General features: G+C 41.4%; 27 protein-coding genes. 24 read left to right on the top strand and 3 right to left on the bottom strand.

The genetic code is table 11. The features are described 5' to 3' along the window. The first annotated feature begins 6 nt into the window (after positions 1-6). From cysM to BBP83_RS11920, 24 genes are all read left to right on the top strand, one after another. A complete protein-coding gene (cysM, locus tag BBP83_RS12035; protein ID WP_068888876.1) occupies positions 7-927 on the top strand; it encodes a cysteine synthase CysM in 921 nt (306 codons plus the stop codon). A 38-nt stretch (positions 928-965) separates the two neighbouring features. Continuing rightward, positions 966-1,784, top strand: coding sequence for a 3'-5' exonuclease (locus tag BBP83_RS12030; RefSeq protein WP_068888874.1), 819 nt, complete (start codon positions 966-968; stop codon positions 1,782-1,784). 6 nt (positions 1,785-1,790) lie between these two features. Further along, entirely contained in the window at positions 1,791-3,194 is a 1,404-nt protein-coding gene (gene rlmD / locus BBP83_RS12025; protein WP_068888872.1) for a 23S rRNA (uracil(1939)-C(5))-methyltransferase RlmD, read from the top strand. Positions 3,195-3,213: 19 nt separating this feature from the next. Further along, the gene (locus tag BBP83_RS12020) at positions 3,214-5,517 is read left to right on the top strand and encodes a RelA/SpoT family protein (RefSeq protein WP_068888870.1); all 2,304 of its coding nucleotides are present in this window, start codon (positions 3,214-3,216) and stop codon (positions 5,515-5,517) included. A gap of 188 nt (positions 5,518-5,705) precedes the next feature. Beyond that, positions 5,706-6,332 carry a beta-ketoacyl synthase chain length factor gene (locus BBP83_RS12015; RefSeq protein WP_068888868.1) on the top strand — a complete coding sequence of 209 codons (627 nt, stop codon included), beginning with the start codon at positions 5,706-5,708 and terminating at the stop codon, positions 6,330-6,332. Further along, entirely contained in the window at positions 6,326-7,138 is an 813-nt protein-coding gene (locus BBP83_RS12010; RefSeq protein WP_068888866.1) for a lysophospholipid acyltransferase family protein, read from the top strand. Before BBP83_RS12015 ends, BBP83_RS12010 begins: the two co-directional genes overlap by 7 nt. Then, positions 7,122-7,382: a phosphopantetheine-binding protein gene (locus tag BBP83_RS12005; protein ID WP_068888864.1), complete on the top strand. Its 261-nt coding sequence runs from the start codon at positions 7,122-7,124 to the stop codon at positions 7,380-7,382. The genes BBP83_RS12010 and BBP83_RS12005 overlap by 17 nt, the downstream gene beginning before the upstream one ends. A 9-nt stretch (positions 7,383-7,391) precedes the next feature. Then, positions 7,392-7,640, top strand: a complete 249-nt coding sequence (locus BBP83_RS12000; RefSeq protein WP_068888863.1) for an acyl carrier protein — start codon at positions 7,392-7,394, stop codon at positions 7,638-7,640. Continuing rightward, on the top strand, positions 7,637-8,191 hold the full coding sequence (locus BBP83_RS11995) for a COG4648 family protein (protein WP_068888861.1): 555 nt from the start codon (positions 7,637-7,639) through the stop codon (positions 8,189-8,191). The genes BBP83_RS12000 and BBP83_RS11995 overlap by 4 nt, the downstream gene beginning before the upstream one ends. Positions 8,192-8,244: 53 nt before the next feature. Then, the gene (locus tag BBP83_RS11990; protein WP_068888859.1) at positions 8,245-9,927 is read left to right on the top strand and encodes an ApeI family dehydratase; all 1,683 of its coding nucleotides are present in this window, start codon (positions 8,245-8,247) and stop codon (positions 9,925-9,927) included. After that, the gene (locus BBP83_RS11985; RefSeq protein WP_068888857.1) at positions 9,927-10,661 is read left to right on the top strand and encodes a glycosyltransferase family 2 protein; all 735 of its coding nucleotides are present in this window, start codon (positions 9,927-9,929) and stop codon (positions 10,659-10,661) included. Before BBP83_RS11990 ends, BBP83_RS11985 begins: the two co-directional genes overlap by 1 nt. A gap of 65 nt (positions 10,662-10,726) precedes the next feature. Further along, positions 10,727-11,593: a lysophospholipid acyltransferase family protein gene (locus BBP83_RS11980; protein ID WP_078055446.1), complete on the top strand. Its 867-nt coding sequence runs from the start codon at positions 10,727-10,729 to the stop codon at positions 11,591-11,593. Between the two features lie 5 nt (positions 11,594-11,598). Beyond that, positions 11,599-13,122 (top strand): HAL/PAL/TAL family ammonia-lyase, encoded by a 1,524-nt coding sequence (locus BBP83_RS11975; RefSeq protein WP_068888853.1) that lies wholly within the window; start codon positions 11,599-11,601, stop codon positions 13,120-13,122. Positions 13,123-13,140: 18 nt separating this feature from the next. Then, entirely contained in the window at positions 13,141-13,560 is a 420-nt protein-coding gene (locus tag BBP83_RS11970) for an acyl-CoA thioesterase (protein ID WP_068888851.1), read from the top strand. Positions 13,561-13,620: 60 nt separating this feature from the next. Continuing rightward, complete coding sequence (locus tag BBP83_RS11965; RefSeq protein ID WP_078055445.1) at positions 13,621-14,208, top strand: outer membrane lipoprotein carrier protein LolA; 588 nt, start codon at positions 13,621-13,623, stop codon at positions 14,206-14,208. After that, entirely contained in the window at positions 14,183-16,507 is a 2,325-nt protein-coding gene (locus BBP83_RS11960) for an MMPL family transporter (protein WP_068888847.1), read from the top strand. The genes BBP83_RS11965 and BBP83_RS11960 overlap by 26 nt, the downstream gene beginning before the upstream one ends. 18 nt (positions 16,508-16,525) lie before the next feature. Continuing rightward, entirely contained in the window at positions 16,526-17,824 is a 1,299-nt protein-coding gene (locus BBP83_RS11955) for an NAD(P)/FAD-dependent oxidoreductase (RefSeq protein ID WP_068888845.1), read from the top strand. Then, complete coding sequence (locus BBP83_RS11950; protein WP_068888843.1) at positions 17,814-18,377, top strand: DUF3261 domain-containing protein; 564 nt, start codon at positions 17,814-17,816, stop codon at positions 18,375-18,377. Before BBP83_RS11955 ends, BBP83_RS11950 begins: the two co-directional genes overlap by 11 nt. Next, positions 18,367-19,566, top strand: coding sequence for a beta-ketoacyl-[acyl-carrier-protein] synthase family protein (locus BBP83_RS11945; RefSeq protein ID WP_068888841.1), 1,200 nt, complete (start codon positions 18,367-18,369; stop codon positions 19,564-19,566). The genes BBP83_RS11950 and BBP83_RS11945 overlap by 11 nt, the downstream gene beginning before the upstream one ends. After that, on the top strand, positions 19,563-20,000 hold the full coding sequence (locus tag BBP83_RS11940; RefSeq protein WP_068888839.1) for a hotdog family protein: 438 nt from the start codon (positions 19,563-19,565) through the stop codon (positions 19,998-20,000). Before BBP83_RS11945 ends, BBP83_RS11940 begins: the two co-directional genes overlap by 4 nt. Continuing rightward, on the top strand, positions 19,997-20,722 hold the full coding sequence (locus BBP83_RS11935; RefSeq protein ID WP_068888837.1) for a 3-ketoacyl-ACP reductase FabG2: 726 nt from the start codon (positions 19,997-19,999) through the stop codon (positions 20,720-20,722). The genes BBP83_RS11940 and BBP83_RS11935 overlap by 4 nt, the downstream gene beginning before the upstream one ends. Further along, the gene (locus BBP83_RS11930) at positions 20,722-21,942 is read left to right on the top strand and encodes a beta-ketoacyl-ACP synthase (RefSeq protein ID WP_068888835.1); all 1,221 of its coding nucleotides are present in this window, start codon (positions 20,722-20,724) and stop codon (positions 21,940-21,942) included. The genes BBP83_RS11935 and BBP83_RS11930 overlap by 1 nt, the downstream gene beginning before the upstream one ends. 18 nt (positions 21,943-21,960) lie before the next feature. Next, positions 21,961-22,395, top strand: coding sequence for an excinuclease (locus tag BBP83_RS11925; protein ID WP_068888833.1), 435 nt, complete (start codon positions 21,961-21,963; stop codon positions 22,393-22,395). 37 nt (positions 22,396-22,432) lie between these two features. Then, positions 22,433-23,089: a 4'-phosphopantetheinyl transferase family protein gene (locus BBP83_RS11920; protein WP_068888831.1), complete on the top strand. Its 657-nt coding sequence runs from the start codon at positions 22,433-22,435 to the stop codon at positions 23,087-23,089. Between the two features lie 79 nt (positions 23,090-23,168). On the opposite strand, the gene secF is transcribed toward BBP83_RS11920, so the two are convergent. Genes secF through yajC form a run of 3 tightly spaced genes read right to left on the bottom strand, consistent with a single transcriptional unit; the run spans position 23,169 to position 26,436 of the window. Beyond that, positions 23,169-24,143: a protein translocase subunit SecF gene (gene secF, locus BBP83_RS11915; protein ID WP_068888829.1), complete on the bottom strand. Its 975-nt coding sequence runs from the start codon at positions 24,141-24,143 to the stop codon at positions 23,169-23,171. An 11-nt stretch (positions 24,144-24,154) separates the two neighbouring features. Continuing rightward, entirely contained in the window at positions 24,155-26,053 is a 1,899-nt protein-coding gene (secD, locus tag BBP83_RS11910; RefSeq protein WP_068888827.1) for a protein translocase subunit SecD, read from the bottom strand. Positions 26,054-26,106: 53 nt separating this feature from the next. Continuing rightward, entirely contained in the window at positions 26,107-26,436 is a 330-nt protein-coding gene (gene yajC / locus BBP83_RS11905; protein ID WP_068888826.1) for a preprotein translocase subunit YajC, read from the bottom strand. Positions 26,437-26,466 lie beyond the last annotated feature (30 nt).

Here is a 26,466-nt window from a genome sequence, read left to right as displayed (position 1 = left end):
TCTAGAATGAGTAGCCCATCCCCTGAGTTTCAAACAGACGATTTTTTATTAGACCACTATGTTGGGAAAACTCCTTTAGTGCGTTTACAACGTCTGGCAAGTCATACTCAAGCAACCGTATTGGCTAAGCTAGAAGGCAATAACCCCGCAGGTTCTGTCAAAGATCGCCCAGCTTATAACATGATTATGCAAGCAGAAAAGCGTGGGCAGATTAAGCCAGGTGACACGTTAATTGAAGCGACAAGTGGAAATACAGGGATTGCCTTGGCCATGGTGGCTGCTATGCGCGGTTACAGAATGAAGCTGATTATGCCCGCGAACGCCAGCCAAGAACGTAAAGATGCCATGCGTGCTTATGGTGCAGAGCTGATTGAATCTTCCAGCATGGAAGAGGCGCGTGATATGGCCTTACAAATGCAAAAAGATGGTGTAGGCTTGGTATTGAACCAATTTGGTAACCCAGATAATGTTGAAGCGCATTATTTGACGACAGGGCCAGAAATTTGGCAACAAACAGGCGGTAAAATTACTCACTTTGTCAGTTCCATGGGTACAACAGGTACGATCATGGGTATTTCAAAGTATTTAAAAGAACAAAACCCAGAGATTCAGATTGTGGGTTTACAGCCGTCTGAAGGCTCGAATATTGCTGGAATTCGTCGTTGGCCACAAGAATATTTACCCACTATTTTTGACCCGAAACGTGTTGACCGGATTATGGATATTCCGCAAATTGAAGCGGAAAAAACCACACGACGTATGGCACGTCACGAAGGCATTAGTGCGGGAACTTCATCGGGTGGCGCAGTTTGGGCTTCTATTAAACTGGCAGAAGAAAACCCCAACGCGGTCATTGTTTGTATTATTTGTGACCGCGGTGATCGTTATTTATCGACAGGTCTTTTTTCTGTTGTTGATCCTGAATAATTAAATTCTGAATAATTTCAGGAAAAAAGAGAGTGCTTATGCGTTTACCCGTTTTAACTTTTGATATTGAAACATTAACTGACTTAAAGTCAGGTGCGCATTTGTATGGCCTAGATTTGCCTGAAGCTGATTTAGAATCAGCGCTAACGAAATTACGTCGTCAAGAGTCAGGTACAGATTTTCAGCGTTTAGCTTTACATGAAATTGTCTGTATTTCTGGCTTATGGATAGATGAAAAAGGCATGAAAATGTTCTCATTTAGCCGTGAACACTATTCAGAAGCCGATATTTTAAGAAAATTTTTATCGATTTTTGAGAAGCGTCATCCCACGCTAGTCAGTTGGAATGGTTCACAATTTGACTTACCCGTGATTTTATTCCGTGCCATGTATCATGGACTTTCTGCGCCAAGTTTGTTCGATCAGGGCGAGATTGATACGCAAAAGCGCTATAATAACTATCAGAACCGTTATCATCAGCGTCATGTCGATTTAATGGATGTTATGGCCATGTTTCATGGACGGCATTTTTTAAAGCTTGATGATGCTGCACATTTACTGGGTTTTCCTGGCAAGCGTGGTGACGGTGGCTATCATGTTCCTGAATATATTCGTCAGCAACAATGGCAGGCGTTGACCAGCTATTGTGAAGGGGATGTCCTGAATACTTGGCTGATTTATTTACGTTGGCTACTGTTAAAAGGTCAGTTGTTATTGGCCGACCATCAGCATTTGGTACAAAGTACCATTCAATATTTACAGGCATTGCCACAGCATGCTGAGTTTTTATCAGTTTGGCGTGAAATGTCACAACACACTGAATTTACACAATTTGATTTTCCATCTTCCACAGATTAGGTTCGCATGAAACAAAAAGCCAAGCCCACAAAAGCCCAACAGCCCAGTTATATTTTTCAGGTTGAGTCGCTTTCACATGAAGGGCGAGGCATAGCGCATTATGGGTCACATCCTGATCATCCAGAAGAAAAGCAGGGTAAAAAAGTCTTTATCCGTTATGCGCTTCCGGGGGAAACGGTACGAGCAACCATTACACATACGGCAAAACGTTTAGAAGAAGCCGACAGCACGGCGCTATTAAGTGAGGCATCTACTCTGCGTGTGCAACCTCAATGTCCACATTATGGCATCTGTGGTGGTTGTAATATGCAACACATTCATGCAGATGAACAGATTCACTTAAAGCAAGATGTATTGAAATCACATTTAAGTCATTTTGCAGGACTGCAACCAGAAGCATGGCTGGAACCTTTGCGTTCGACCCGAGAGGATTACCGTCGTAAAGCACGCATTGGGGTGCGCTATTTACCACAAAAAGATCAATTAATTGTCGGTTTTCGTGAAAACGCCAGTAATAAGCTGACGTCCATTGACCGATGTTTGGTATTAGACCGTGAATTTGGCTCAATTACACGATTAAAGCAATTAATCCAAAGTCTAAAAGGCAAAGGGGTGGTTGGTCATATAGAATTAGCTATGGGTGATCAGGACGTTGCCTTGGTAATTCGGCATACAGAAAAATTATGTGCAGAAGATGTCAACCAATTACAACAGTTTGCGTTACAAAAGAAGTGGCAATTGTATTTACAGTCAGCTGGGCCAGAAAGCTTAATTCGAGCAGATGGTCAAAGCAACGAGATGCGATTGCATTATCGTTTAGATGATTTTGAGATCAACTTTGCCTTTAGTCCCTTAGATTTTACGCAAGTAAACTCAAGTATAAATCCTAAAATGGTCAAATTGGCATGCGATTTGCTTGAATTAAAAGCCGGTGAGCGCGTTTTAGATTTATTCTGTGGTTTGGGTAATTTCTCTTTGCCACTTGCTCGTCGGGTGGGCGCGACAGGTTTTGTTGCTGCTGTCGAAGGTAGTGATGAAATGGTGCGACGCGGTACGGAAAATGCTCAAAGCAACGGTATTGACTGGTTACAGTTTTATTCACAAGATTTAACAAAAGATTTTTCACATCATTCTTGGGCAAAACAAGGATTTGATGCATTATTGATAGATCCTCCGCGTTCAGGCGCAGAAGAAATAATGCATTATGCTCCCAAATTTGGTGCGAAAAGAATTGTGTATGTGTCTTGTAGTCCCGCTACATTGGCACGTGATGCAGGTATTTTGGCGCAGTACGGTTATCAGCTCAAAAAAGCCGGCGTGATGGATATGTTCACCCATACCGGCCACGTCGAATCAATTGCGTTGTTTGAACAAGCACCGCAGTTGAATGATTTAAGTAATAATGAATAGTACAAAGTAGGAGTAGGGTATGGTCACAGTGCGTGAACAGCTCCCGGGACGTTTAAACGAACTGTCTCAGGAAGCGACTGTAGAACATGCCGATCAAGCACTACATGATTTGGCTGAATGGCTAGATCGTGTGCGTGGCATATTGGGGGCACCCCTAAAGCAACTCGAAGAAGTTGCACATTTCACCTTAAAAAAAGAGTTGGACTCAACAGTTCATCATCGTTCTAATACCTTTTATATGGGTATTGAAATGGCGGATATTCTGGCGTATTTACATGCCGATGAAGATACTCTTTCTGCCGCCATGCTCTATCGGAGTGTGCGCGAAGGTTTAATGCCGATTGACGAAGTGTTGCAAAAATTTGGCGAACAAGTCCATAGCCTCGTCAAAGGCACTTTGTCGATGGGTAAACTTTCTGACCTAATTGAACAGAATAAACGCCTAGAAGATCATTTTAATAATAATCAACGTGAGCATTTGTCTGGCATTTATAAAATGCTGATTTCGGTCACCGAAGATGTACGCGTTGTCTTAATTAAATTGGCAGAACGAACCTACGCGCTTCGTGAGCTGACCAAGGCGTCACGTGAACGTCAGGAACGTGTTGCGCGTGAAATTCTAACCATTTACTCACCTTTGGCCCATCGTTTAGGTATTGCGCAGTTAAAATGGGAGCTGGAAGATTTAGCCTTTCGTTACTTAGCCCCTGAACGCTATAAAGAAATTGCGTCCTTATTGAATGAAAAACGTTTAGAGCGTGAACAGTATATTCAATTCGTGATTGATAAATTACGCAAGGAACTTTTAGAACACGGTATAGAAGCGGACATTAATGGACGGGTGAAGCACATTTATTCGATTTATCGAAAAATGAAAAGCAAGAACCTGAGTTTTGATCAGCTTTATGATATTCGTGCAGTACGGGTTTTGGTGAAAGGTGTTCCAGAGTGTTATCACTCTTTGGGAATTGTGCATCAAATTTGGCGCCATATTCCGCATCAGTTTGATGATTACATTACCAATCCAAAAGCCAATGGTTATCGTTCTTTACACACAGCGGTTATTGCAGAAAATAAGTCTTTAGAAGTACAAATTCGTACCAAAGCGATGCATGAAGAAGCGGAACTGGGTGTGTGTTCGCACTTTAATTATAAGGAAGGCGGTAAAAATACTGACCGTTCATTTAATCATCGTTTACATTCGCTACGCGCCGTACTTGAGCATTATCAGGAACGGAATGATGCGAGTGCACACAAAGATGATGAAAGTGGAGAAAGTTTTGAGCAAATTCAAGATTTTGAAGGCTTTGAAAAAATCTATGTGTTCAGCCGAGACGGTGATATTAAAGAATTACCACGCGGATCTACAGTTTTAGACTTTGCTTATCATGTGCATACCGAAGTGGGTAACAAGTGCTATGCGGCACGGGTCAATCAGCGTTATGTGCCACTGACGTATACCTTAAAAACCGGTGAGCAAGTTGAAATTCTGACCAAGAAAGACCGTGAGCCTAACCGCGATTGGTTGGTAAATTCGCTTGGTTATATTAAAACCTCTCGCGCACGTGACAAGTTGCGTCATTGGTTCAGACAGCAAGACCGTAGTAAAAATTTAGAAGTTGGTCGTGATATTTTAAACAAAGAATTATCACGTTTGGCGATTCACCATAAGAGCATTGATTTGAATGATTACTGCAATCATTTTAATGTGAAGTTGGGTGAAGATATCTTGATTGGTTTGGTCAGCGGTGATATCAGTCTGCATGCCTTAATGAATCAAGTGAACCGACATATGCATTTGGATCAGGATGAACCTGAACTGGTGCTGAAACCGACGCTAAACCCAAGAGCGAGTCATACACTTTCTGCGCATGGTATTTTAATTGACGGTCTAGACAACGTGGAATTGCATGTTGCACAGTGCTGTCAACCTGTGCATGGTGAAGCGATTGCAGGTTACATTACGTTGAACCGTGGGGTGAGTATTCATAAGGTCACTTGTCCTGATTATGTTCGTATGATTGGTCAAGAGCCTGAGCGGGCAGTTGAAGCGGACTGGGAGATGCAACCGACACGAGGCCAAAGTGTACAAATTGTTGTAGAAGCTTATGACCGTCGCGGTTTGTTAAAAGACTTAACGCAAGTGATTTTTTCTGACCAAATTAATATTCGTCAGGTCAATACGATTTCAGAGGCAGATGGTATTGCCAATATGAAGTTGTTAATTGAGGTCAAGGGTCTAGCACAATTGTCGCGATTGTTGGCTCGTTTAGAGCAGCAACCGGGGATTATTAGTGCGCGTCGGTTTATTCAAGGTAACTGATCACGCTTAAGATAAAAAGCCTGCTACATGCAGGCTTTTTATCTACTGTATTGGGTTTTTAAAAGACGAAATGCACATAAGTATATGATAAATAAAAAATTCAACATGGTTTTTGTAATTTTTATAGCAAATGCTATAATTCGCGCCATTATTAAAACTCCAGTTTTAAAGGCAAGGGAATACAGCGCATGATACCGTTGAATATGTCTCGACTATGTATTAGTCGGGCAGATGAAGTGTTCCCTGCATTAGAACAAATTCCTGCTATGCAGCGCCGTCGCTTATCGATGGTGGCAAAGTTGGCCTTAAACATCGCTCTACAAACTTTGGCTGACCAGCGCGTTGATTATATTGTGTGGGTTTCGCAGTATGGTGATGAAAAGAAAACCTTAAAAATTTTAGAAGATGTATTGCAAGACCAAACCCCTTCGCCGACACAATTTTCGACTTCAGTGCATAATGCGATTTCTGGTTTGTATTCTATTTTATTTGAAGATGCGACACCGGCAACCAGTTTGGCAGGAACTTGGAATGATGGTTTGATTGAAGCTTATGCATGGTTAAAAACTGTGCCAGAAGCCAGTCGCGCCTTGGTGGTTTACTATGATGAAGCCTTGCCTGAAATTTATTTAGAACATCAGCCTTTTCCTGCTTTTGCTATGGCTGCTTTAATTTCATTAACAGAGCCCGTCAATTTAGTATTCGAACCCAATGCAGTAAAGATGAATCAGGCGAGTTTTAAACAAGCATTAAATTTTTATAGTTTTTGGCAAGATTCTGATCAAAATAAAAGTGAAGCGTGGAACAAATGCTGACATTAAATAAAATGAAACAAAAAGCCAATTATGCATGGCGAGTCGGTGCCACAGGATTCAGTTTTTCTAGCTTCGGTTTGGGCGGTGTAGTGATTGGTAGTTTAATTGCACCTTTAGTAAAACTGAGTACTCAAGATGCAATATTGCGTACACAACGTACGCAAAAAGTTATTAAATACAGCTTTAAAGGTTTTACTGAAATGATGGTAAAACTGGGTATTATGACTTATGAGGTTGAAGGTTTAGAAAAATTACAGCGTAGCCAACAAGAACTGGTGATTGCCAATCATCCAACCCTGATTGATGTGGTAGTTCTAATTGGTTTAATGGAACAGGCAAACTGTGTTGTAAAACAGGCATTGTGGTCGAATCCGTTTACCAAAGGCCCTGTACAAAACGCAGGCTATATTTTAAATGCCGGTTCTGAACAATTCATTCAAGATTGTGTACAGAAGTTGCAACAGGATAAAGTGGCTTCATTGGTCATTTTTCCTGAAGGAACGCGTACAGAGAAAGGCGAACGATTGAATGAATTTCAACGTGGTGCTGCCAATATTGCATTGCGTGCCGGCGTGCCAATTCGACCAGTGCTAATAACCTGTACACCCTCGACACTGACAAAAAATGAAAAGTGGTATCACATTCCAGAACAACCCTTTCATATTCAAGTGAAAGTGCTGGATGCGATTCAAGTGGAAGACGTATTGGATGACGTTAGCGTCAACCCAAAAAATGTACGTCAGTTAAATCAACAATTACAGCGGTTTTTTAACCAAGAGTTATCCCTAAATGAGCAATCTTGCTGATGAATTAAAGCAAATGATTATTGATGTCCTTGCCCTTGAAGATATTACAATTGACGATATTGACACCGAAGCGCCGTTATTTGGTGATGGGCTTGGTCTAGATTCAATTGATGCCTTAGAATTGGGTTTGGCACTGAAAAAGCGATATGGCATTCATTTGAATGCAGAATCGGCAGAAACCAAAGAATATTTTAAATCAATTCAAAGCTTGGTGGCTTTGGTTGAAGCACAACAATCAGCATAAGAGGTCGCTATGCTTACGCAAGAACAAATACTCGAAAAGCTCCGCGAGTGGATGGATGAGCTGTTTGAAATTGCTCCTGAAACCGTTCAATTAGAATCTCATTTAGGTTCGGACTTGGACGTAGACAGTATTGACGCCATTGATTTGGTCGTGAAAATTAAAGAATTAACAGGAAAACAAGTGAATCCTGAAGATTTTAAAAGCGTTCGTACGGTTCAAGATGTTGTGACTGTAATTCAGAATATGTCTGCTGAATGAGTGTCATCTTAAAGGGGGTAGCGGTCATTGGTTTGATTCTCTATCCTTTTTTTGTGGGATATGGTTTGACACATGGGCAATATATCTGGGTCAGTGTTTTATTGATTGCTTTGGGTATTATTCGCCTACTGAGTAAAGGTAATGCATTGCTTTGGCCTTTGACTGGCTTTGCAATTTTGTGTGGTGGTTTAAGCCTTATTTTGAAAGATCAGGCTTGGCTGAAACTTTACCCAGTCTTTATGAATATGGGTGCTTTTATTATATTTACGGCAACTTTAATTAAAGCCCCCTCGATGATTGAGCGTTTTGCACGCTTGGCTGAGCCTAATTTACCCCCTGAAGGTGTGCAATGGACACGCCAAGTAACCAAAGTATGGTGCGGATTTTTTTGCATCAATGCAGTCATTTCCTTGCTAACCGTTTTTTTTGCACCAATGAATATCTGGGTGTTATATAACGGTTTTATCTCTTATGTACTGATGGGAATATTATTGCTAGGGGAGTTTCTTTTGCGTAAGCGCCAACAGCGTTTGTATCAGGTGCAGAAATAACCACATATCAATATAGAAATTAGAAATTAGAAATAGGGTTTAAAATAAATTATATGTCTTGTCATTTTCAGCACCATATTCATTCCCCTCAAACATTATGTATTAAAACAGATTTAAGTCGCATTTCTTTTCAGAAATTTTGGCTGGATGTCGCAAGCCAAGCGCTACAAATTCAACAATTAGAAGCACCTGTTTGGGCATTATGGGAACAAGACAGTTATGATTTTTTGGTTCTATTGTTTGCTGCCTTACAGGCCAATAAGCAGGTTGTCCTTCCACCGCATCGGGTCAGCGATTTAGAAAAAGAATTGGCGAGTCAGCAGATTTATTTTCTGCACCGGACTGCGCATTTTGTTGCAACTGATACGAATATTTTTAATTTTGATTCTAATTTTTTAAATCAGGCACAGCTGTATTTTTATACTTCGGGTTCAACGGGACAACCGAAAAAAATTCCACGAACTTTGCAACAATTGTTTAACGAAGTCTGCGGTTTAGATGCCAGTTTTGTATTGCCAGAGCAAGCGGTTGCCATTGCAACAGTCAGCCATCAACATATTTATGGACTATTGTTTAAGCTCTTGTGGCCTTTGGCGAGCGGACGTAGTTTTTATCAAAATCAAGTGGCATTCCCTGAAGATGTTGCCGATATTCAAAAGAAAATCGCGCCTTTGAATCAATCGAATTATGTCATTTCTAGCCCTGCATTATTAAAGCGTTGGACTAAAGATGTGCTTCTGTATGATTGTATTACGGTGTACACCTCGGGTGGAAAGCTTGATTCAGGAGTTCGCCCTTTTCTGAATTGTCCAATTACTGAAGTATTTGGTAGTTCTGAAACAGGAGGAATTGCCCATCGTCAAGAAGATGACGCATGGTGGATTCCATTTGCCAATGTTGAAATTCAAAGTGGTGAACAGCAGGAGTTGGCGGTAAAAGCCAATCATGCATTCAGTACAGATTGGATTTTGACTGGTGATAAAGTTGAAGTTATTGAGTCAGATCATTTAAAAAGCCCATTCAAATTGTTAGGGCGACTGGACCGTATTGTAAAACTGGAAGAAAAACGCCTAAGTTTAGATGCAATTGAACAGAAAATTTTAGAATTAGATGGCATTACGCAGTGTCATGTTTTGGTGTATGAAAAAGCACACCGTCAAATATTGGCGACGGTGATTGTTTTGAGCCAAGAAGCACGACAACGCTTAGAAAACCATGGCAAAGCAGACTTTATAGCAACCTTAAAAAAACAATTGGCAGAGAAACTAGAGAGTATTGCGATACCACGACAATGGCGTTTTCTCATGCAGTTGCCACAAAATACGCAATCTAAGCTGAATAAAACCTATTTAAAATCATTGTTTCAACCCATGAACTTACCCGTTGTCCTTGCACAGCATAGCCTGAATGAACAAATATCTTATCGTTTAGAGTTCACGCCTGAATTAGAATGCTTTAAAGGACATTTCCCCAATTTTCCAATTTATCCGGGGGTGGGGCAAATTGGTTTTATTCAGCATTTGGCTAAACAGCATTGGGCTGATTTACAGTGGTGCAACGGTTTTGAGCAAATGAAATTTCAAAATTTGATTCGTCCCTATAGTTGTGTTGATTTAAATTTAACGCGTAAAGCCCATAAAGTGAGTTTTGAGTTAAAAATGGCAGATAAAACGTTGGCTTCAGGTCGGTTATTATTTTCAGTTGATTCAGCACAAACATCATCGGGGTCGGTGTGATGCAACCTTGTTTTGTCATTCCAGTTTATAACCATCCTGATTGTTTAGTGGCATTGGTGGCATATCTGACTGGTTTTCAATTGCCAATTATTATGGTGAATGACGGCAGTGAGTCTGTTTGTAGCACGTTGCTTCATCAGTTGGCCAAAGACAATTCGTTACTTGATTTGGTTGAGCATGAAAAAAATTTAGGTAAAGGGCAAGCCGTTATTACAGGTTTAAGGTATGCACATCAACATGGATATAGCCATGCTTTGCAGTTAGATGCAGATGGTCAACATGATTGGAAGGACATTCAATATTTTTTAGATAGCGCCGAACAACATCCAAATGCAATGATTATTGGTCAGCCTGTTTTTGATGCAACGGTACCTAAAAAACGGTTGTATGGTCGTTATGCAACCCATATTTGGGTCTGGATTAACAGTTTATCTTTTGAGATTAAAGACAGTATGTGTGGCTTTCGGGTCTATCCATTGCCCCAGACCATTAAAATTTTAAATTCGGCAAAATTTCAGCCTCGAATGGGTTTTGACTCGGAAATTTTAGTGCGTTTAAAGTGGGACAATGTGCCTTTTGTCAATGTGCCGACACGGGTGGTTTACCCTGAAAATGGGGTTTCTCATTTTAATGTCTGGCGTGACAATGTGGGTATGGCGCGTGCGCATACGCGTTTATTGGGTGGCATGTTACTGCGTTTTCCCAAATTGATTTATCACAAAGTGAAAGGCTAAACGTGTCAGACCCTAAAACACAAAAATGGAGCACCATTAAAGAGCGCGGTGGCCTATTGCCCTTGATGCTCATGCTTGGTTTTTACCGTATGGGTGGGCGCTGGCTGTGTAGGGCTGTGCTGTATTTTGTCATTTTGTGGTACTGGTTATTTTCTAATACAGCACGCCAAGCCTCAATTTTGTATTTGAAAAAACTGCATCAATTTGCAGGAGATCAGTCTCCTTTTAAAGTTGAGCCACAGTTTTGGCAGAGCTATACCCATTTGATGCAATTCGGTGAATGTATTTTAGATAAAATTGAAGGTTGGTTGGGTCATATACCAGAGCAACATTTAAAATTATATGGACATGAGCATTTCCGAGCGCACTATCAAAAAGGTGCGGTCATTGTGGTTTCACATTTTGGAAATATTGAATTGTTACGGGCAATTAAATCGGAACATCCACAAAAAATTAATGTTTTGGTTTATCAGAAACATGCCACAAAATTTAATGCCTTTTTAAAAAAAATTAATGAACATGCAGATGTTAATTTAGTTTCTGTAGATGAGTTAGGCATAGAAACTGCACTGATCTTGCAAGAAAAATTGGATCAGGGTGAGTGGATTATTGTGGCGGCGGATCGGGTGCCTGTGCAGTCGGGTCGCGTACAGTCCGTAGAATTTTTAGGTGAATCTGCATTATGGCCTCAGGGGGCATGGATTTTAGCCAATTTATTAAAAGCACCTGTGCTAGCGGTATTTTGTTATCGCATGCATGCAGATTTTGAAGTGTATATTCATCAAATTGCGACGCAACTCCATTTCCCGCGTCAGGAGCGTATGCAAGCGATGCAACAAACCACTCGTCAATATGTAACGTTATTGGAACAACATTGTCTACGTGCGCCGTATCAATGGTTTAATTTTTATAATTTTTGGAATAAAGGATAAGTCTTGTGTTAACGATTGGGGAAACACCGCTCAGTATTGAAGATGTTGTGGCTGTAGCGCGAAAAGAACAAAAAGTGGCTTTACCTGCCTCGGCTGAATGGCATGCATTGATTCAGCGCGGTGCAGATTTCCTTGATCAATTATTACAAGATGAAGGCGTAATTTATGGGGTCACTACGGGTTATGGGGATTCTTGTCTGGTAGAAATTCCGCCACATCAAGTCCATGAGTTGCCGTTACATTTGTCACGTTTTCACGGCTGTGGCATGGGGCAAAATTTAGATTTAACTACAGCACGTGCCGTGGTGGCTGTACGTTTATGCTCACTGGCACGAGGCTATTCAGGTGTATCACATTCATTATTAGAGCGTTTAGCTTGGATGTTAAATGAGAATGTCATCCCTGTAATACCGTCTGAAGGTTCGGTTGGTGCCAGTGGTGATTTAACGCCATTATCTTATATTGCGGGCGCTTTAGTCGGTGAGCGTGATGTGTATTATCAAGGAAAAATCGTTCCAATTACGCAGGTATACGCTGAAAAAGACATGCAACCTTTGGTGCTACGTCCTAAAGAAGGCTTGGCATTAATGAACGGCACGGCAGTGATGACTGCAATTGCATGTTTAAACTATAAAAAAGCCGAGCAGATTTCATTGGCCAGCACACTGATTACCGCATTGAATGTTTTGGCCTTAGAAGGTAACCCAAGTCATTTTGATGAAGTACTTTTTGCACAAAAGCCACATTTGGGGCAACAGCATATTGCGACGCAATTACGTGATTGGCTGAATAGTCAAGTTCAAACTGAACACCAAAGTTCACGCTTGCAAGACCGCTATTCATTACGCTGTGCGCCACATATTATTGGTGTATTTGAAGATTCTAAAACATGGTTGCGTCAATTTATTGAAAATGAATTGAACTCAAGCAATGACAATCCCTTAATTGATCCTGTGAATTTACGGGTGCTTCATGGTGGTCATTTTTATGGTGGGCATATTGCCCAAGCCATGGACAGCTTAAAAATTATGATCGCCAATATTGCCGACTTGATGGATCGTCAATTGGCACAATTGGTAGATTATAAAATGAATAATGGTTTACCACGTAATTTAACAGGTTCGAGTATTGAGCGTTTACCATTGAATCATGGCTTTAAGGCTGTACAAATTGGGGTGTCAGCATGGACGGCAGAAGCACTGAAACAAACCTTATCGGCATCTATTTTTTCACGTTCAACCGAATGTCATAATCAAGATAAAGTCAGTATGGGCACTATTGCTGCCCGTGATGCCAGTCGAGTGATTTTGTTAACTGAACAAGTGATTGCAGCCCTAAGCTGTGCCAGTGTGCAAGCCGTTAAATTAAAGGGCGTAGATACAGAACTTAGCCCTGTATTAACCGCATTTAAACACTGGGTACTTCAAAGCTTCAATTATGTGGAGGAAGATCGACCTTTACAAAATGAATTACAGGCTTTGGTTGATCGTTTAGAAAATTTAGCGCTGTTAAATAGCGCTCTTGTTTAGTTTGAAGGGACTTTTGCCATGCATGCAGATGTAATTATTGACGTGCCATTTCATGATGTGGATACCATGAATGTGGTTTGGCACGGGCATTATCTTAAGTATTTTGAAATTGCGCGTTGTAAATTGCTCGATCAATTTCATTATAACTATAAGCAAATGCTTGCTTCTGGTTATGCATGGCCTGTGATTGAAAGTCATGTGCGTTATGTGCAAGGAATCGAATTTGAACAAAAAATTCGTGTGCGAGCAATTTTAAAAGAATGGGAAAACCGTCTTAAAATTGAGTATCAAATTTTTGATGCTACCACGGCAAAAAGACTGACCAAAGGGTATACCTCTCAAGTGGCTGTGCATATTGAAACACGGGAAATGTGTTTTCAGTCTCCTCAAGTTTTATTGGACTGTTTAAATGCATGGTCTGAATTTAAAGCGGAGTAGCCTATGTTAATTCAATTCGAAAAATCAGTGAAAGTATGGATGCTCTGTGCATTTGGTGCGATGGCATTATTTTCACCTGTAATATATGCACAAAATACCGAGCTGAAACAGGTTTTTGCACAATTGGGTTCAACTCCAGTGGTACGTGCTAATTTTGAACAGCAGAAAAAATTGGCCTCTTTAAATAAAACGTATGTATCGAAAGGTGAGGTGCTGTTCAGTAAAAATCAGGGGGTTTTGTGGAAAATTCAAAGCCCTGTACAAGCCGATTTAGTCGTAACAGCACGCAAACTGGTACAAAAAACGCAACGAACTTCGAGTCAAATTGAAGTCGACAAAACGCCTTATGGCTCTGTTGCAACGATGTTTTTACAGTTGATGTCTGGCAATGAAGCGGCTTTAGCGAAGAATTTCAATGTAATTTCGGTGAATTATACGCCTGCACAATGGAGTGTTTCACTTGTCCCGAAAAGCAGTCTATTTAAAAAACTGTTTGTTCGTGTAGATGCGCAAGGGCAACAATATGTCGACCGAATTGTTATTCAAGAGCAAGCCAATAATCGTACTACTATTCGCTTTAGCCAACACAGCACACAACCTCAAATTTTAACGGCGGCGGAAAATGCGCTTTTCCAATTGGCAAAATAAGTTCACAGCCCTTTGGCTGATTGTCCTGAGTGTGGTTTCCATTGCTTTAGGAATGGCGTGGTTTAACAAAGATATTCGGATTCAAACCAATATTTTTGCATTGCTACCAGCCACGCACCAAGATGCCAATTTGGAACGTGCACAGCAATATGTCAGTCAACAGCTCAATGACAAAGTATTCGTGGTGCTAGATGCAAAGAATGAGCAGCAATTAGAGCAGGCGACGCAAGCGCTGAAAAGTACAGCAGATCAAAGTCAGCTATTTCAATTGGTAAAACCGCAATTAGACAATGAAGAATTTGCACGAGTTCTATATCAGCATAAAGCGGGTTTATTGGCGAAAAATGACCGGCAGTTGTTAGAGCAAAAAGATTATCAGTCCTTAACTGAACAGGGCATGTTGCAATTGATGAGCCCCGGTATGCCCATCACCGCGACTTTATTACAACAAGACCCATTGTTACTTTTTCCACGTTATGCCATGGGTTTAAGTGCATTACAGAATAATGCAGACATCAGTTTAGAACATGGTTATGCCACGCTTCGCGATGATCAAGGTCTTTCACGGTTAGTGGTTTTGGCCTTAAACAACAGCCCGTATAATATTGAATATCAAGAGCAAACAGCTGATTTTATTCAGCAGATGAATCAACAATTTGGCCAATTACAAGTAACACCACATTGGACGGGAACATTGTTGTTTGCGCAATTTGGGACACATTCTGCACAAGAAGAAATTTCGACTATTGGTGTGGGTTCCACCCTCGGTATTTTATTATTAGTGTGGTTTGGTTTTCGTTCTATACGCCCCATGCTTACAGAAATGGTTGCGGTGGGAACAGGCAGTCTTGTGGCTTTTGCAGTGACCTATTGGGTTTTTGGCGAAATTCATTTAATGACGTTGGTTTTTGGTGCCAGTTTAATTGGCGTTTGTGTCGATTTTTCTTTTTACTTTATGGCAATGCAGTCTCAGCATCGACAAGTAGATGGCTTTAGTGTTTTAAAGCCGTTATTGCCAAGCCTTTTTGTGGGCTTAATGACTACATTATTGGCTTATGTGGTACTGAGTTTTACGCCTTTTCCAGGTTTTAGACAAATTGCTGTTTTTTCCATGGTGGGACTGACTGCTGCATGGATTACCAGTATTCTGTTGTTGCCTCGCTTACCTGCATTGAATGCCGAACCTGCGATTAAAACCTTAAGTTTTATTGGGCAAGCGCGTCGTTACATGCAAGCGCGTCATACTTTGCGTTATGTATTTATTGCATCAATTATTTTGCTTACAGGCAGTAGCTTATTTTTTCTGAAAAGTAATGATGATATTCGTAATTTACAAAGTATGGATGCACAACTGAAACAGGAAGATATGTACGTCCGTACGCGGTTTATGCAACAACAAAGCAGTGAATATTTTGTGGTACAGGGTAAAACTCCAGCGCAATTGGCACAGAACGAACAGCAATTATTGCTTCAACTTGAAGCTTTGCAAAAGGATGGGAAATTAGATTCTGTACAGGCCTTGGGGCAATGGTTGCCACCGTTACAGCACCAAAAGCAAAATGTGGCTTTGTTACAGAGTATTCCTCAAAAAAATTTAATTGAATATGCGCAAGCTATGCAATTGAATGTACCTGAAGTTTTGGCATGGCAAAGCAACTTAGCGCATCAGCCTTTATTAACAGAATCTATTTTTAAAGGTCATCCTTTGGCGTTTTTGCAAATGAGTCCAACAGAACGTTTGGTCATGTTGCAAAACGTACATGATGTGCAAGCTGTACAGCATTTAGAAAATTCAAATGTTCAGTTGCTTCGACCTGTAAATCAGTTGTCTGAATTATTTAAGCAACATCGACAACATGCACAATGGCTATTGCTCAGTGCTTTGGTTATTTTAGCCATTGGCTTGGGGCTACTCTATGGTAAAGAATCCATCTTGGCCTTGGTGCTACCAGTGAGTATGGCATTAATGACAACGTTTGCCATTCAGGCATGGTTTGGCGTCGAAATTAATTTATTCAGTATTATGGGCACCTTCCTCATTATTGGGATTGGCGTTGACTATGCTATTTTTTACCGCCATGGACATGATCATCCTCAGGTAGTGAGTATGGCTTTGTTTCTATGTATGATGTCGACCTTATTTGGATTTGGCTTACTGTCTTTTAGTCATACCCATGCCATTCACAGTTTTGGTTTAACGGTATTGTTGGGTGTTATTTTTTCATTTATTTATGCAACATTGTTTACATCGGCAGATGAAAAACATGTTGTGGTTCAGCGTTATCAGCCAAAGAGCTGAGTAAAAGGGTACAGTGCAATGAGCACAATACAACAAACAGATGTGTTAATTATTGGTGCAGGGCCTTCAGGTAGTTCAGCTGCAGCGCTGTTACGCCAAAAAGGCTATCAAGTCACCATAATTGAAAAACAACATTTTCCTCGGTTTTCAATTGGTGAATCTTTATTACCACAATCTATGGTGTTTTTAGAAGAAGCGGGGTTATTGGATACCGTTCGTACACATGCAGAAGAATATGGCTTTCAGTTTAAAAATGGTGCGGCCTTTTTGAAAGGCAGTCAGCGCAGTTTTTATGATTTTACGCAAAAATTTAGCGATGGGCCGGGAACAACATGGCAAGTGCGTCGTGCTAATTTTGACCATATTTTGGCCCAACAAACAGAAAAAATGGGTGCAGAGATTCGTTTTGGTCATGAAGTGATTGCTGTAGATGTTGAGCTTAAACGACCACTCTTGACCGTAAAAACTGAACAAGGCGAGATTTATCAAATTCAGGCAGAGTTTTTGTTAGATGCCAGTGGATTTGGCCGAATTTTACCAAAATTTCTAGACCTAGAAAGCCCATCCGACTTTCCAGTTCGACGCGCTGTTTTTACCCATATTGAAGATGGTATTTTAGATGATCCTGAATTTGATCGTGAAAAAATTCTAATTACAGTACATGAAAAAGACCCACGTGCATGGTATTGGTTAATTCCTTTTGCGGATGGTCGTTCATCTTTTGGTGTCGTTGCAGAACAAGACTTTTTTGAAAAATATGGTTATGACGGCAGTCCAGACTATGATTTAGAAGCTCTACAAAAACGTATTTTGGCCGATGATGAAAGCTTGTCACATGTTTTAAGGAACGCCAAACATGACACGCCTGTGCGGACTTTAGTGGGTTATTCTGCCGATGTAAAACATTTGGCTGCCCTTAACTATGCGCTATTGGGCAATGCAGGTGAGTTCCTTGACCCTGTCTTTTCTTCGGGTGTCACTATTGCGTTGAAATCTTCTAGTTTAGCGGTGCCATTGGTCGATCAGGTTCTTCAAGGCCAAACGGTAGATTGGCTGGAACAATACGAAAAGCCACTACGCAAAGGCATTCAAGTGTTCCGTGCCTATGTGGAATCTTGGTATACCGGAGAATTTCAAGATGTGGTTTTTTCACAACATCAGGATGAAAAAATTCGCCGTATGATAGCCTCTTTATTGGCAGGATATGCATGGGATACCACCAATCCAATTCATCGCAATGCCAAACAGCGTTTAAGTACTTTGGCGGAATATTGCCGTGAAGATTTGCAAACAGACAGTGTAAAGCATGCTACATAACTTTCGTTTTAAGGCCATTACGACCTTGCTGGCCAGTGCATTGCTTTGTAGTGCCTGTCAAAGTTTTATTCCAAAGGCACAAGGTTTAGTATCTTTACATTGGGTTGCACAAAACTATCAGCGACAAGACCAGATAGAAGTGCAATGGAAAACCCATGGCTTTAGTTTTTTGTTGTATCAACAACAGCAAGGCCAAAAATTAGAAATGGTGGCTTTAAGTCTGACAGGGCAACAATTATTTAAACTGTATTTTGATGGTCAACATGTGATTGTAGAACAACGTGTTGAGTCCATGAAGCACCTTCCATTTGACTATGTGGTGCGTGATATTTTGTATGCGACCTATCCCAATTTTGTGCAATTACAGGCGGGTATTGCTGTTCTAAAACAGCAAGAGGGGTTGCAAACCATTTATATTCAACAGACGCCTGTGCTGAATATTCGCCAGCAGGAGAACATGGTTGAATTGAATAATATTCAAGTGCCATATCAAATGGTGATGAGTGCTGTAAGTAATACCTTGGAAAATGATGGAGAGCTGAATGAGCAATAACACAGAATGGCCTCATCAAGCAGTAGGCATTCAATTCAGTACCACACTTTCTGCACTAGGGACAACTGCATTCGAGATACAACAGGCTTTGAGCGGTGTAGAAAACACCTTGTCCGAACGGTCAGATTTAATTGCAGATCAGACTGTCTGGGTAGGGGCATCGAAACAGGTGCTTAGCACTGAGGTACCTAATGGTTTAAGTCAGGCTGATTCTCGTAATTTACGTTTTGCTTTAACTGCATTAATGCAAATTGAGCCACAAATTAAAGCCTACACCGCAAAATTTGATATTCAGCGGTTAGCCATTATTTTAGGGACATCAACCTCGGGTATTGCGGACAATGAGCCAGTGTTAAAAGCCCATTTTCAGCATCAGTCAATGACTCCAGTACAGCACCAAAAACAAGAAATGGGGTGTCTGGCTCAATCATTACAACAGTATTTGGGTTGGGAAGGGGCTGCGTATACTATTTCTACAGCCTGTTCTTCAAGTGCCAAAGCAATGGCGGCGGGGCAACGTTTACTGAATGCCAATTTAGCCGACGCCGTATTGGTGGGTGGTGTCGATACTTTATGTCAACTGACCTTAAATGGTTTTAATAGTTTAGAAAGTTTATCGAATAGTATTTGTCGGCCATGTGGCGAACAGCGTGATGGCATTAATATTGGCGAAGCAGCAGGCTTATTTTTATTGGCTAAAGCGCCTGCCCCCGTGATGTTGTTGTCCAGCGGTGAGTCAATGGATGCATGGCACATTTCTGCACCACACCCAGAAGGGCAAGGGGCCGCTAAAGCGATGCAACAGGCTTTAGATCGCGCAGGGTTAAAAGCTTGTGATATTGGCTATTTAAATTTGCATGGAACTGCCACTGCACAAAATGATGCAATGGAAATAAAGGCTGTGCGAACAGTCTTTGAAGGCTATCAAGTACTGTTGAGTAGTACTAAACATAAGACAGGGCATTGCCTTGGTGCGGCGGGTGCCATTGAGGCAGTCATTTGCCAACAAATTTTATTGGATCAGTCTTGGTTGCCCTTACATCAGAATGGTGAATTAGATCATGCTTTGGCAGATCAGCAGTATGTACGTGATAGCCATTTAGCACAGCCTATTCGTTATGCCATGAGCAACTCATTTGCATTTGGTGGAAGCAATATCAGTTTAATTTTTGGAACAGTATTACCATGATGGATGCGATACAATTTATCCCGCATGCAAAACCAATGGTTTTTGTTGATCATTTAATTGAAGCCAACGATGTTTTTGCTATTGCTGAATTGTACATTAGACCTGAGCTGATGTTTTGTGATGCAGACGGTTTACCGACATGGGCCAGTATTGAATTAATGGCACAAACGGTGAGTGCTTACGCAGGGCATAAAGGGCAGTTACAAGGTGCGGCACCGAAAGTTGGATTTTTATTGGGAACCCGTAAGATGCAACTACCTTGTGCTTATTTTGCTTTGGGTAATACTGTAAGTATTCGTGTAGAACAGTATTATTTGCATGAAGGCTTGGGCCAGTTTCATTGTGAAATTAAATATCAAGAACATACATTTAGTGCCATGCTCAGTGTTTTCGAGCCAGCAGAATTTGACGGCAATATTGGGAATTTAGGGTGAATAGAAGAATTTTAGTCACAGGATCAAGTCGTGGCATTGGTAAGGCCATTGCATTAGAACTGGCAAAAGCGGGTTTTGATGTAACCGTACATGCACGTGCCAGACAACAAGAAGCAGAACAAGTGGTACAGGAGATTCAAGCCTTAGGCCAAGCGAGTCATGTGCTAATGTTTGATGTCAATGACCGTGAAAAAATAGCCACCATTTTAGAACAAGATATGGCACAACATGGCGCATTTTATGGCGTGGTATTAAATGCAGGCTTAACTCGTGATGGTGCATTTCCTACGTTAACGGATGATGATTGGGATGATGTGATTTCGACGTCGCTCAATGGTTTTTACAATGTATTAAAACCTGTGATGATGCCAATGATCCGTCTAAAAAAAGGGGGACGAATTGTCACGTTATCTTCAGTTTCTGGGATCATGGGTAACCGCGGTCAAGTGAATTATAGTGCGGCCAAAGCGGGTTTAATTGGCGCAACCAAAGCATTGGCGCTTGAATTAGCAAAACGTAAAATTACGGTAAACTGCGTAGCACCAGGTTTAATTGAAACGGAAATGGTCACTGAAGAAGTTAAAGAACATGCATTGAAAATGATTCCTATGCAACGCATGGGGCATGTAAACGAAGTAGCAAAAACCGTAAAATTTTTATGTAGTGATGATGCCAGTTATATTACGCGCCAAGTCATTTCGGTCAACGGGGGGCTTATTTGATGAAACGCGTTGTCGTTACAGGTATGTCTGGTATTACCTCTTTAGGGGAAACGGCCGATCAAATTTTTGAACAGTTTGCACAGGGCAAAAGTGGTATTCGCTATATGCCAGATTGGAAGGTGTATAACGATCTGCGAAGCAAATTGGGTGGGCCTGTAGAGTCATTTACAATTCCAAAGCATTTTAACCGCAAAGTTACCCGTGGTATGGGACGTGTCGCACTGATGTCTGTTGTTTGTGCAGAAAAGGCCTTGGAAAATGCAGGTTTGCTTAATGATGATATTCTGAAAAGTGGTGAAGCGGGCGTGGCATTTGGTTCATCTGCGGGCAGTGTCGATGCTGTACGCGAGTTTGGCGCAATGTTGATTGATAATAATATGAATCAGCTGAATGCAACGACTTATATACGCATGATGTCACACACTAGTGCAGTCAATATGACGGTGTATTTTGGCCTTAAAGGCTTAACTTTACCGACATCGAGTGCTTGTACCTCAGGTTCTATGGCGATTGGCCAAGCTTATGAAGCAATTAAATATGGCAAGCAAACCCTCATGATTGCAGGTGGTGCTGAAGAACTGAGTGCCGCAGGTTCTGCTGTCTTTGATGTGTTGTTGGCCACCAGTACGCGAAATGAACACCCTGAAAGCACCCCTCGTCCTTTTGATGCACAGCGCGATGGTTTGGTGGTGGGCGAAGGCGCAGGCTGTTTAATTTTAGAAGAATACGAACATGCGAAAGCCCGTGGCGCGACCATTTATGCTGAAATTTTAGGGTATGGTAGCAATACCGATGGTCAGCATGTGACACGTCCCGATTCTGAAATGATGGGGCGTTGTATGCAATTGGCTTTAAAAGATGCACAAGTCGACGCCACAGAAATTGATTATGTGAATGCACATGGGACGTCAACCGATCAGGGTGATATTGCCGAATCACAAGCCACTGCGCGGATTTTGGGTAAAAAGCCGATCAGTTCATTAAAAAGCTATTTTGGCCATACGCTAGGCGCTTGTGGCGCAATAGAAGCATGGTTAAGTATAGAGATGATGCAACGTCAGCAATTGGTGCCCACTTTAAATTTGGTTGAACTTGATAGTGCATGTGGCGATTTAGACTATATTGTCACAGAGATGCGTTCAGTAGAAACGCAAATCATTATGAGCAATAATTTTGCTTTTGGCGGTATTAATACTTCCTTAATTTTTAAACGTGTCTAATTACATGAGGGTATAACAATGTTACTTCAAAAAATTTGTCTAGCAACCATGCTGGCATTCGGTGGGATTGCAACTGTTCAAGCAGCCGATAAAATGCACGACTTCAATTTTAAAGAAGCAGTAGATCGTGCCGTGGCAGATGGGACGCTAGATGGTTCGGTGAAATTTTATTTGGCAGGAACCAAGTCAGGTGGCAAGGTTATTCAAAAAGGTTTAGTGACCAATAAAAAGACCAATGGTTTTGCAAAGTCTGCTGAAAGTGCTTGTGATCATGTTTTACGTTCAGCATTAATTCAATTCCAAAATACAGCCAAAGCTAATGGTGCCAATGCCGTAACAAACTTGGTGAGCTTCTACAAATCGAATGAAACACGTAGCACCACAACATACCAATGTGCGAAAGGCACAGCAGTAGCGGGTGTAGCGCTAAAAGGTGATATTGTTAAGTTCTAAGCGTGTGTAAAACATGTAGAACTGAGCTGAGAACAGAATGTCTAAAGCAAGAAATATTCAAGTTTATGTGCAAGCCTTGTCTCAGCTCGCACCTTTAAGCAAATCCGATTTTCCAGATATACAGCATTATTTGGCGTATAAAAAACAGCAAATTTATATTCAGCGGAATCATTATTTGACTGAATTTACACAGCAATCTGTTCGTAATACAGACATTGCTGTGAGTGAGTTTGGGAAACCATTTTTAAAACAGCGGCCTGACATATCCTTTAATCATTCACATAGCCAACAGCATTATGCTTTGGCCATGAGTTATCATCTTCAAGATATTGGGGTGGATGTTGAAGACTTAGCGCGAAAAGTGCGTTTTGATGCGTTGGCCAGTCATGCTTTTCATCCACATGAGCTAGAGGTTTGGAAAGCGTTAGAACATTCCAAAGATCACTGGTTTAAAGTTTGGACCACCAAAGAAGCTGTACTTAAGGCTTCTGGTTTAGGCATCCGAATGAATTTAAATGAGTTGGATACGCAAGTACACCCGCTACAAAATGGGGGTATGTGTAGCCATCCGAATATTGGTACTTTTGCGTATCAAAACTTTCAGTTGGCACATGTAATGTTGACTGTTGCATGGCGCTCAGAGCTGTCTTGTCAGGGGTTCGCCTTTCCAGAAATTCAACTCAGGCAAGTTTAAGCGAATTCAATTTTTTGCGAAAAACCAATAAAAAAACCATCCGAAGATGGTTTTTTTATTTTAAGACTCAAGCTGAAGATTAGTGAGGAATTTCGTTCTCTTCTTCAAATTCAGGCTTCACTTGTACAATAAAGTCTTGACGGTTCAGACCACGCCAAAGTGCAAAGGCAGTACCAATATAAATTGATGAATAAGTACCGACAAAAACACCAATAAACATGGCAACAGAGAACCAATGTAGACCATCACCACCCAAGAACATCATTGCAAGAACAACCAACAATAACGTTGCAGAGGTATGAATGGTACGACGCAATGTTTCAGTCAGGGCAATGTTGACGATTTCCAAAGGTTCTGCACCGCGAATTTTACGGAAGTTCTCACGAATACGGTCAGAAACCACGATGTTATCGTTTAATGAGAAACCTAAGAGCGCCAAAATGGCAGCCAATACGGTTAAGTCAAACGGCCATTGCATCATCGCGAAAACGCCGACAGTGACAATGACGTCATGGAACAAGGACAGTACAGCGCCGAGTGCCAATTTAAACTCAAAGCGAATGGTGACATAAACCAGCATCAGCAGTAGGGCCAAGGCCACCGCACCGCCAGAGCGCACGTACAGTTCATTACCGACTTGGCCACCAACGACATCGACCTTATGTACTTCAGCTTTATTGCCAGGCAATTGCGCTGCAGCGGTAATTTCTTTGGCTAGATCAGATGCTTCGGCATTTTCTTGAACAGGCATCCGTACCATGAGGTCACGGTTTGAACCTAGTGTTTGAACCACTGAATCTTTAAAGCCTGCTTGTGATAATGCTTTAGACACATCAGAAGCGTTAACAGGTTCTGCATAGTTAAGCTCGGCAGAAACACCGCCTGTAAAGTCTAAACCTAAGTTCAAGCCTTTGGTGGCAATGAAGAAAATGCTAGCCAGTGTTAATATGATGGAGAACACTGCCGCAGGCATTGCAATCTTCATAAACGGAATAACATGTTCGTCGTCTGGACGGCCGTACTTTTTTGGATTGAGTTGAGTATTTTCAGTCATCTTCGATCTCCTTAAATGCTCAACTTATGTAAGTTGCGTTTTTTGCCGTAAATGAGTTGGACGATTGCACGCGTGACTGTAATTGCAGTAAACATCGAACAAATAATACCAATCATTAAGGTCACTGCGAAGCCTTTGATCGGGCCAGTGCCAATTGCAAATAAAATAAACGCCACCAAGAAAGTTGTTAAGTTCGAGTCGAAAATGGTGTTATAGGCTCGATCATAGCCGGCCACAATGGCCTGTTTGGGCGAAGCGCCCCATTTAATTTCTTCTCGTATTCGTTCACAAATAAGTACGTTGGCATCGACGGCCATACCAATGGTAATCACGATACCTGCAATACCCGGTAGGGTGAGGGAAGCGCCAATCCAAGACATGATGGTTAAAATCATGGCAAGGTTAATAACCAATGCGAAATTGGCAATTAAACCGAATAGACGGAAGAACACCACCATCCAAATGGCAACCAATAAGAAACCAATTTGAGTCGACAGTACGCCTTTATCAATGTTTTCTTGACCCAAGCTTGGGCCAATCACACGTTCTTCAACAAAGTACATGGGTGCAGCTAAAGCGCCTGCACGTAGCATAAGCGCCAATTCAGATGCTTCTTGCGGTGAAGATAAGCCTGTAATACGGAACTGAGAACCTAATACGGCTTGAATAGTGGCCGCATTAATCACCACAGATTCTGTATATGGTGTACGAACCTCAGTTTGTGCACCAGTTGCAGGGTCTGTTACATAGCTAATTTTTTGTTTATTTTCGATAAATAACACAGCCATGCGCTTACCGACCGCATTGCGTGTCGCTTCAGCCATGAGTTTGCCGCCAGCAGTATCTAGCGTAATATTAACTTCTGCACCACCAGAGTCTTGGCTAAAGCCAGACGAGGCATTTTGAACACGTTCACCTGTTAAAATACGGTTACGGTTCAAGAGCAATTGACGCCCACTGTCTAAAGACTCATAAGCAAATGCTTCTGTGCCCGGAGGTAAAGAGCCTTTTACTTGTCCAGTATATGGGTCAATGTATTGATCATTGAGGTCAGAGACTAAACGGAATTCAAGGTTCGCAGTACGACCCAAAACACGTTTTGCTTCGGCTGTGTCTTGCACACCCGGAAGTTCAACCACAATACGGTTGCTACCTTGGGTTTGTACCAACGCTTCAGCCACACCTAATTCGTTAATACGATTACGTAGTGTGGTTAAGTTTTGGTTTACCGCATACGATTCAATTTCTTGTTTGCGAACGTCGGTATACGTTAGACGTAAACTTGCACCATCATTGGTTGCCACAGCTTGCTGTGTAAACTCATTACCATTACGACGCAAAAAATCCATGACTGCTGAACGGTCATCGTTATTTGCAAATTGAATGATAATGGTGTTATTGCCTAAGGACAGGCTGTTGAATTTCAGTTTGCTGTCGCGTAACTGACGGCGTAAGTCAGCAGCAGATGTTTCCATACGCTGTGAAATAGCTTTATCCATATCCACTTCAAGTAAGAAGTGAACACCGCCACGTAAGTCCAAACCAAGCTTCATTGGCTTAGCGCCAATTTTTTGTAGCCACTCAGGTGTCGTTGGTGCAAGGTTTAGAGCAACAACATAGTTATCACCTAAACCATGACGCAAGGCATCTTTGGCTTTTAATTGTGCTTCGCTTGAATCTACGCGCAATAAGGCAGCATTATTGGTGAAGCTGTTGTCATGTGATGCAATTTTTTCACTTTTTAATATTTGCTCTGCTTTTTGCACGATGCTCTGATCAATTTGAGTACCAGCTTTGGCACCCGAAATTTGAACAGCAGGTTCATCTGGATACAAACTTGGCAGGGCATATAATGTACTGATCACTAAAACCACGAGGATCAGCAGATATTTCCATGCTGGGTAACGCATTTATTTTCTTCTTAAAATGAAAAAAGTCGTGCGGATGCACGACTTTTTTTTGATTAAAGGTTGTTTAATGTGCCTTCAGGAAGAACCGAAATAACACTTGCGCGTTGTACTTTTACTTCTACACCTTTGGTTAATTCAACCACTGCAAAGTCACCTTCAATTTTAGTGATTTTGCCCATTAAGCCACCAGCAAAAACTACTTCACTGCCTACGCCTAAACTTTCTACCAATGAACGGTGTTCTTTGGCACGTTTAGATTGCGGACGCCAGATTAAAAAGTAGAAGATTGCAACAAAAACAGCAATCATTAAAATATTGGCCATCAGGCTTGGTTGTTGCGATGCTTCACCTGCCGCATGGGCAGTAGAAATAAAAAGGCTCATTTCAATTTCCTAAACTAATAAAATTGTATA

Origin of the sequence: Acinetobacter celticus (assembly GCF_001707755.1) — a bacterium.
Classification (GTDB): domain Bacteria; phylum Pseudomonadota; class Gammaproteobacteria; order Pseudomonadales; family Moraxellaceae; genus Acinetobacter; species Acinetobacter celticus.
Note: the sequence above shows the minus strand (reverse complement) of the source record. Positions and strands in the feature narration are given on the sequence as shown.

What these genes read in the sequence shown, in the direction of transcription:
- cysM (WP_068888876.1), top strand. Translation starts at nt 7, where the DNA reads ATGAGTAGCCCATCCCCTGAGTTTCAAACAGACGATTTTTTATTAGAC.
- BBP83_RS12030 (WP_068888874.1), top strand. Translation starts at nt 966, where the DNA reads ATGCGTTTACCCGTTTTAACTTTTGATATTGAAACATTAACTGACTTA.
- rlmD (WP_068888872.1), top strand. Translation starts at nt 1,791, where the DNA reads ATGAAACAAAAAGCCAAGCCCACAAAAGCCCAACAGCCCAGTTATATT.
- BBP83_RS12020 (WP_068888870.1), top strand. Translation starts at nt 3,214, where the DNA reads ATGGTCACAGTGCGTGAACAGCTCCCGGGACGTTTAAACGAACTGTCT.
- BBP83_RS12015 (WP_068888868.1), top strand. Translation starts at nt 5,706, where the DNA reads ATGATACCGTTGAATATGTCTCGACTATGTATTAGTCGGGCAGATGAA.
- BBP83_RS12010 (WP_068888866.1), top strand. Translation starts at nt 6,326, where the DNA reads ATGCTGACATTAAATAAAATGAAACAAAAAGCCAATTATGCATGGCGA.
- BBP83_RS12005 (WP_068888864.1), top strand. Translation starts at nt 7,122, where the DNA reads ATGAGCAATCTTGCTGATGAATTAAAGCAAATGATTATTGATGTCCTT.
- BBP83_RS12000 (WP_068888863.1), top strand. Translation starts at nt 7,392, where the DNA reads ATGCTTACGCAAGAACAAATACTCGAAAAGCTCCGCGAGTGGATGGAT.
- BBP83_RS11995 (WP_068888861.1), top strand. Translation starts at nt 7,637, where the DNA reads ATGAGTGTCATCTTAAAGGGGGTAGCGGTCATTGGTTTGATTCTCTAT.
- BBP83_RS11990 (WP_068888859.1), top strand. Translation starts at nt 8,245, where the DNA reads ATGTCTTGTCATTTTCAGCACCATATTCATTCCCCTCAAACATTATGT.
- BBP83_RS11985 (WP_068888857.1), top strand. Translation starts at nt 9,927, where the DNA reads ATGCAACCTTGTTTTGTCATTCCAGTTTATAACCATCCTGATTGTTTA.
- BBP83_RS11980 (WP_078055446.1), top strand. Translation starts at nt 10,727, where the DNA reads ATGCTCATGCTTGGTTTTTACCGTATGGGTGGGCGCTGGCTGTGTAGG.
- BBP83_RS11970 (WP_068888851.1), top strand. Translation starts at nt 13,141, where the DNA reads ATGCATGCAGATGTAATTATTGACGTGCCATTTCATGATGTGGATACC.
- BBP83_RS11965 (WP_078055445.1), top strand. Translation starts at nt 13,621, where the DNA reads ATGGCATTATTTTCACCTGTAATATATGCACAAAATACCGAGCTGAAA.
- BBP83_RS11960 (WP_068888847.1), top strand. Translation starts at nt 14,183, where the DNA reads ATGCGCTTTTCCAATTGGCAAAATAAGTTCACAGCCCTTTGGCTGATT.
- BBP83_RS11955 (WP_068888845.1), top strand. Translation starts at nt 16,526, where the DNA reads ATGAGCACAATACAACAAACAGATGTGTTAATTATTGGTGCAGGGCCT.
- BBP83_RS11950 (WP_068888843.1), top strand. Translation starts at nt 17,814, where the DNA reads ATGCTACATAACTTTCGTTTTAAGGCCATTACGACCTTGCTGGCCAGT.
- BBP83_RS11945 (WP_068888841.1), top strand. Translation starts at nt 18,367, where the DNA reads ATGAGCAATAACACAGAATGGCCTCATCAAGCAGTAGGCATTCAATTC.
- BBP83_RS11940 (WP_068888839.1), top strand. Translation starts at nt 19,563, where the DNA reads ATGATGGATGCGATACAATTTATCCCGCATGCAAAACCAATGGTTTTT.
- BBP83_RS11930 (WP_068888835.1), top strand. Translation starts at nt 20,722, where the DNA reads ATGAAACGCGTTGTCGTTACAGGTATGTCTGGTATTACCTCTTTAGGG.
- BBP83_RS11925 (WP_068888833.1), top strand. Translation starts at nt 21,961, where the DNA reads ATGTTACTTCAAAAAATTTGTCTAGCAACCATGCTGGCATTCGGTGGG.
- BBP83_RS11920 (WP_068888831.1), top strand. Translation starts at nt 22,433, where the DNA reads ATGTCTAAAGCAAGAAATATTCAAGTTTATGTGCAAGCCTTGTCTCAG.
- secF (WP_068888829.1), bottom strand. Translation starts at nt 24,143, where the DNA reads ATGACTGAAAATACTCAACTCAATCCAAAAAAGTACGGCCGTCCAGAC.
- secD (WP_068888827.1), bottom strand. Translation starts at nt 26,053, where the DNA reads ATGCGTTACCCAGCATGGAAATATCTGCTGATCCTCGTGGTTTTAGTG.
- yajC (WP_068888826.1), bottom strand. Translation starts at nt 26,436, where the DNA reads ATGAGCCTTTTTATTTCTACTGCCCATGCGGCAGGTGAAGCATCGCAA.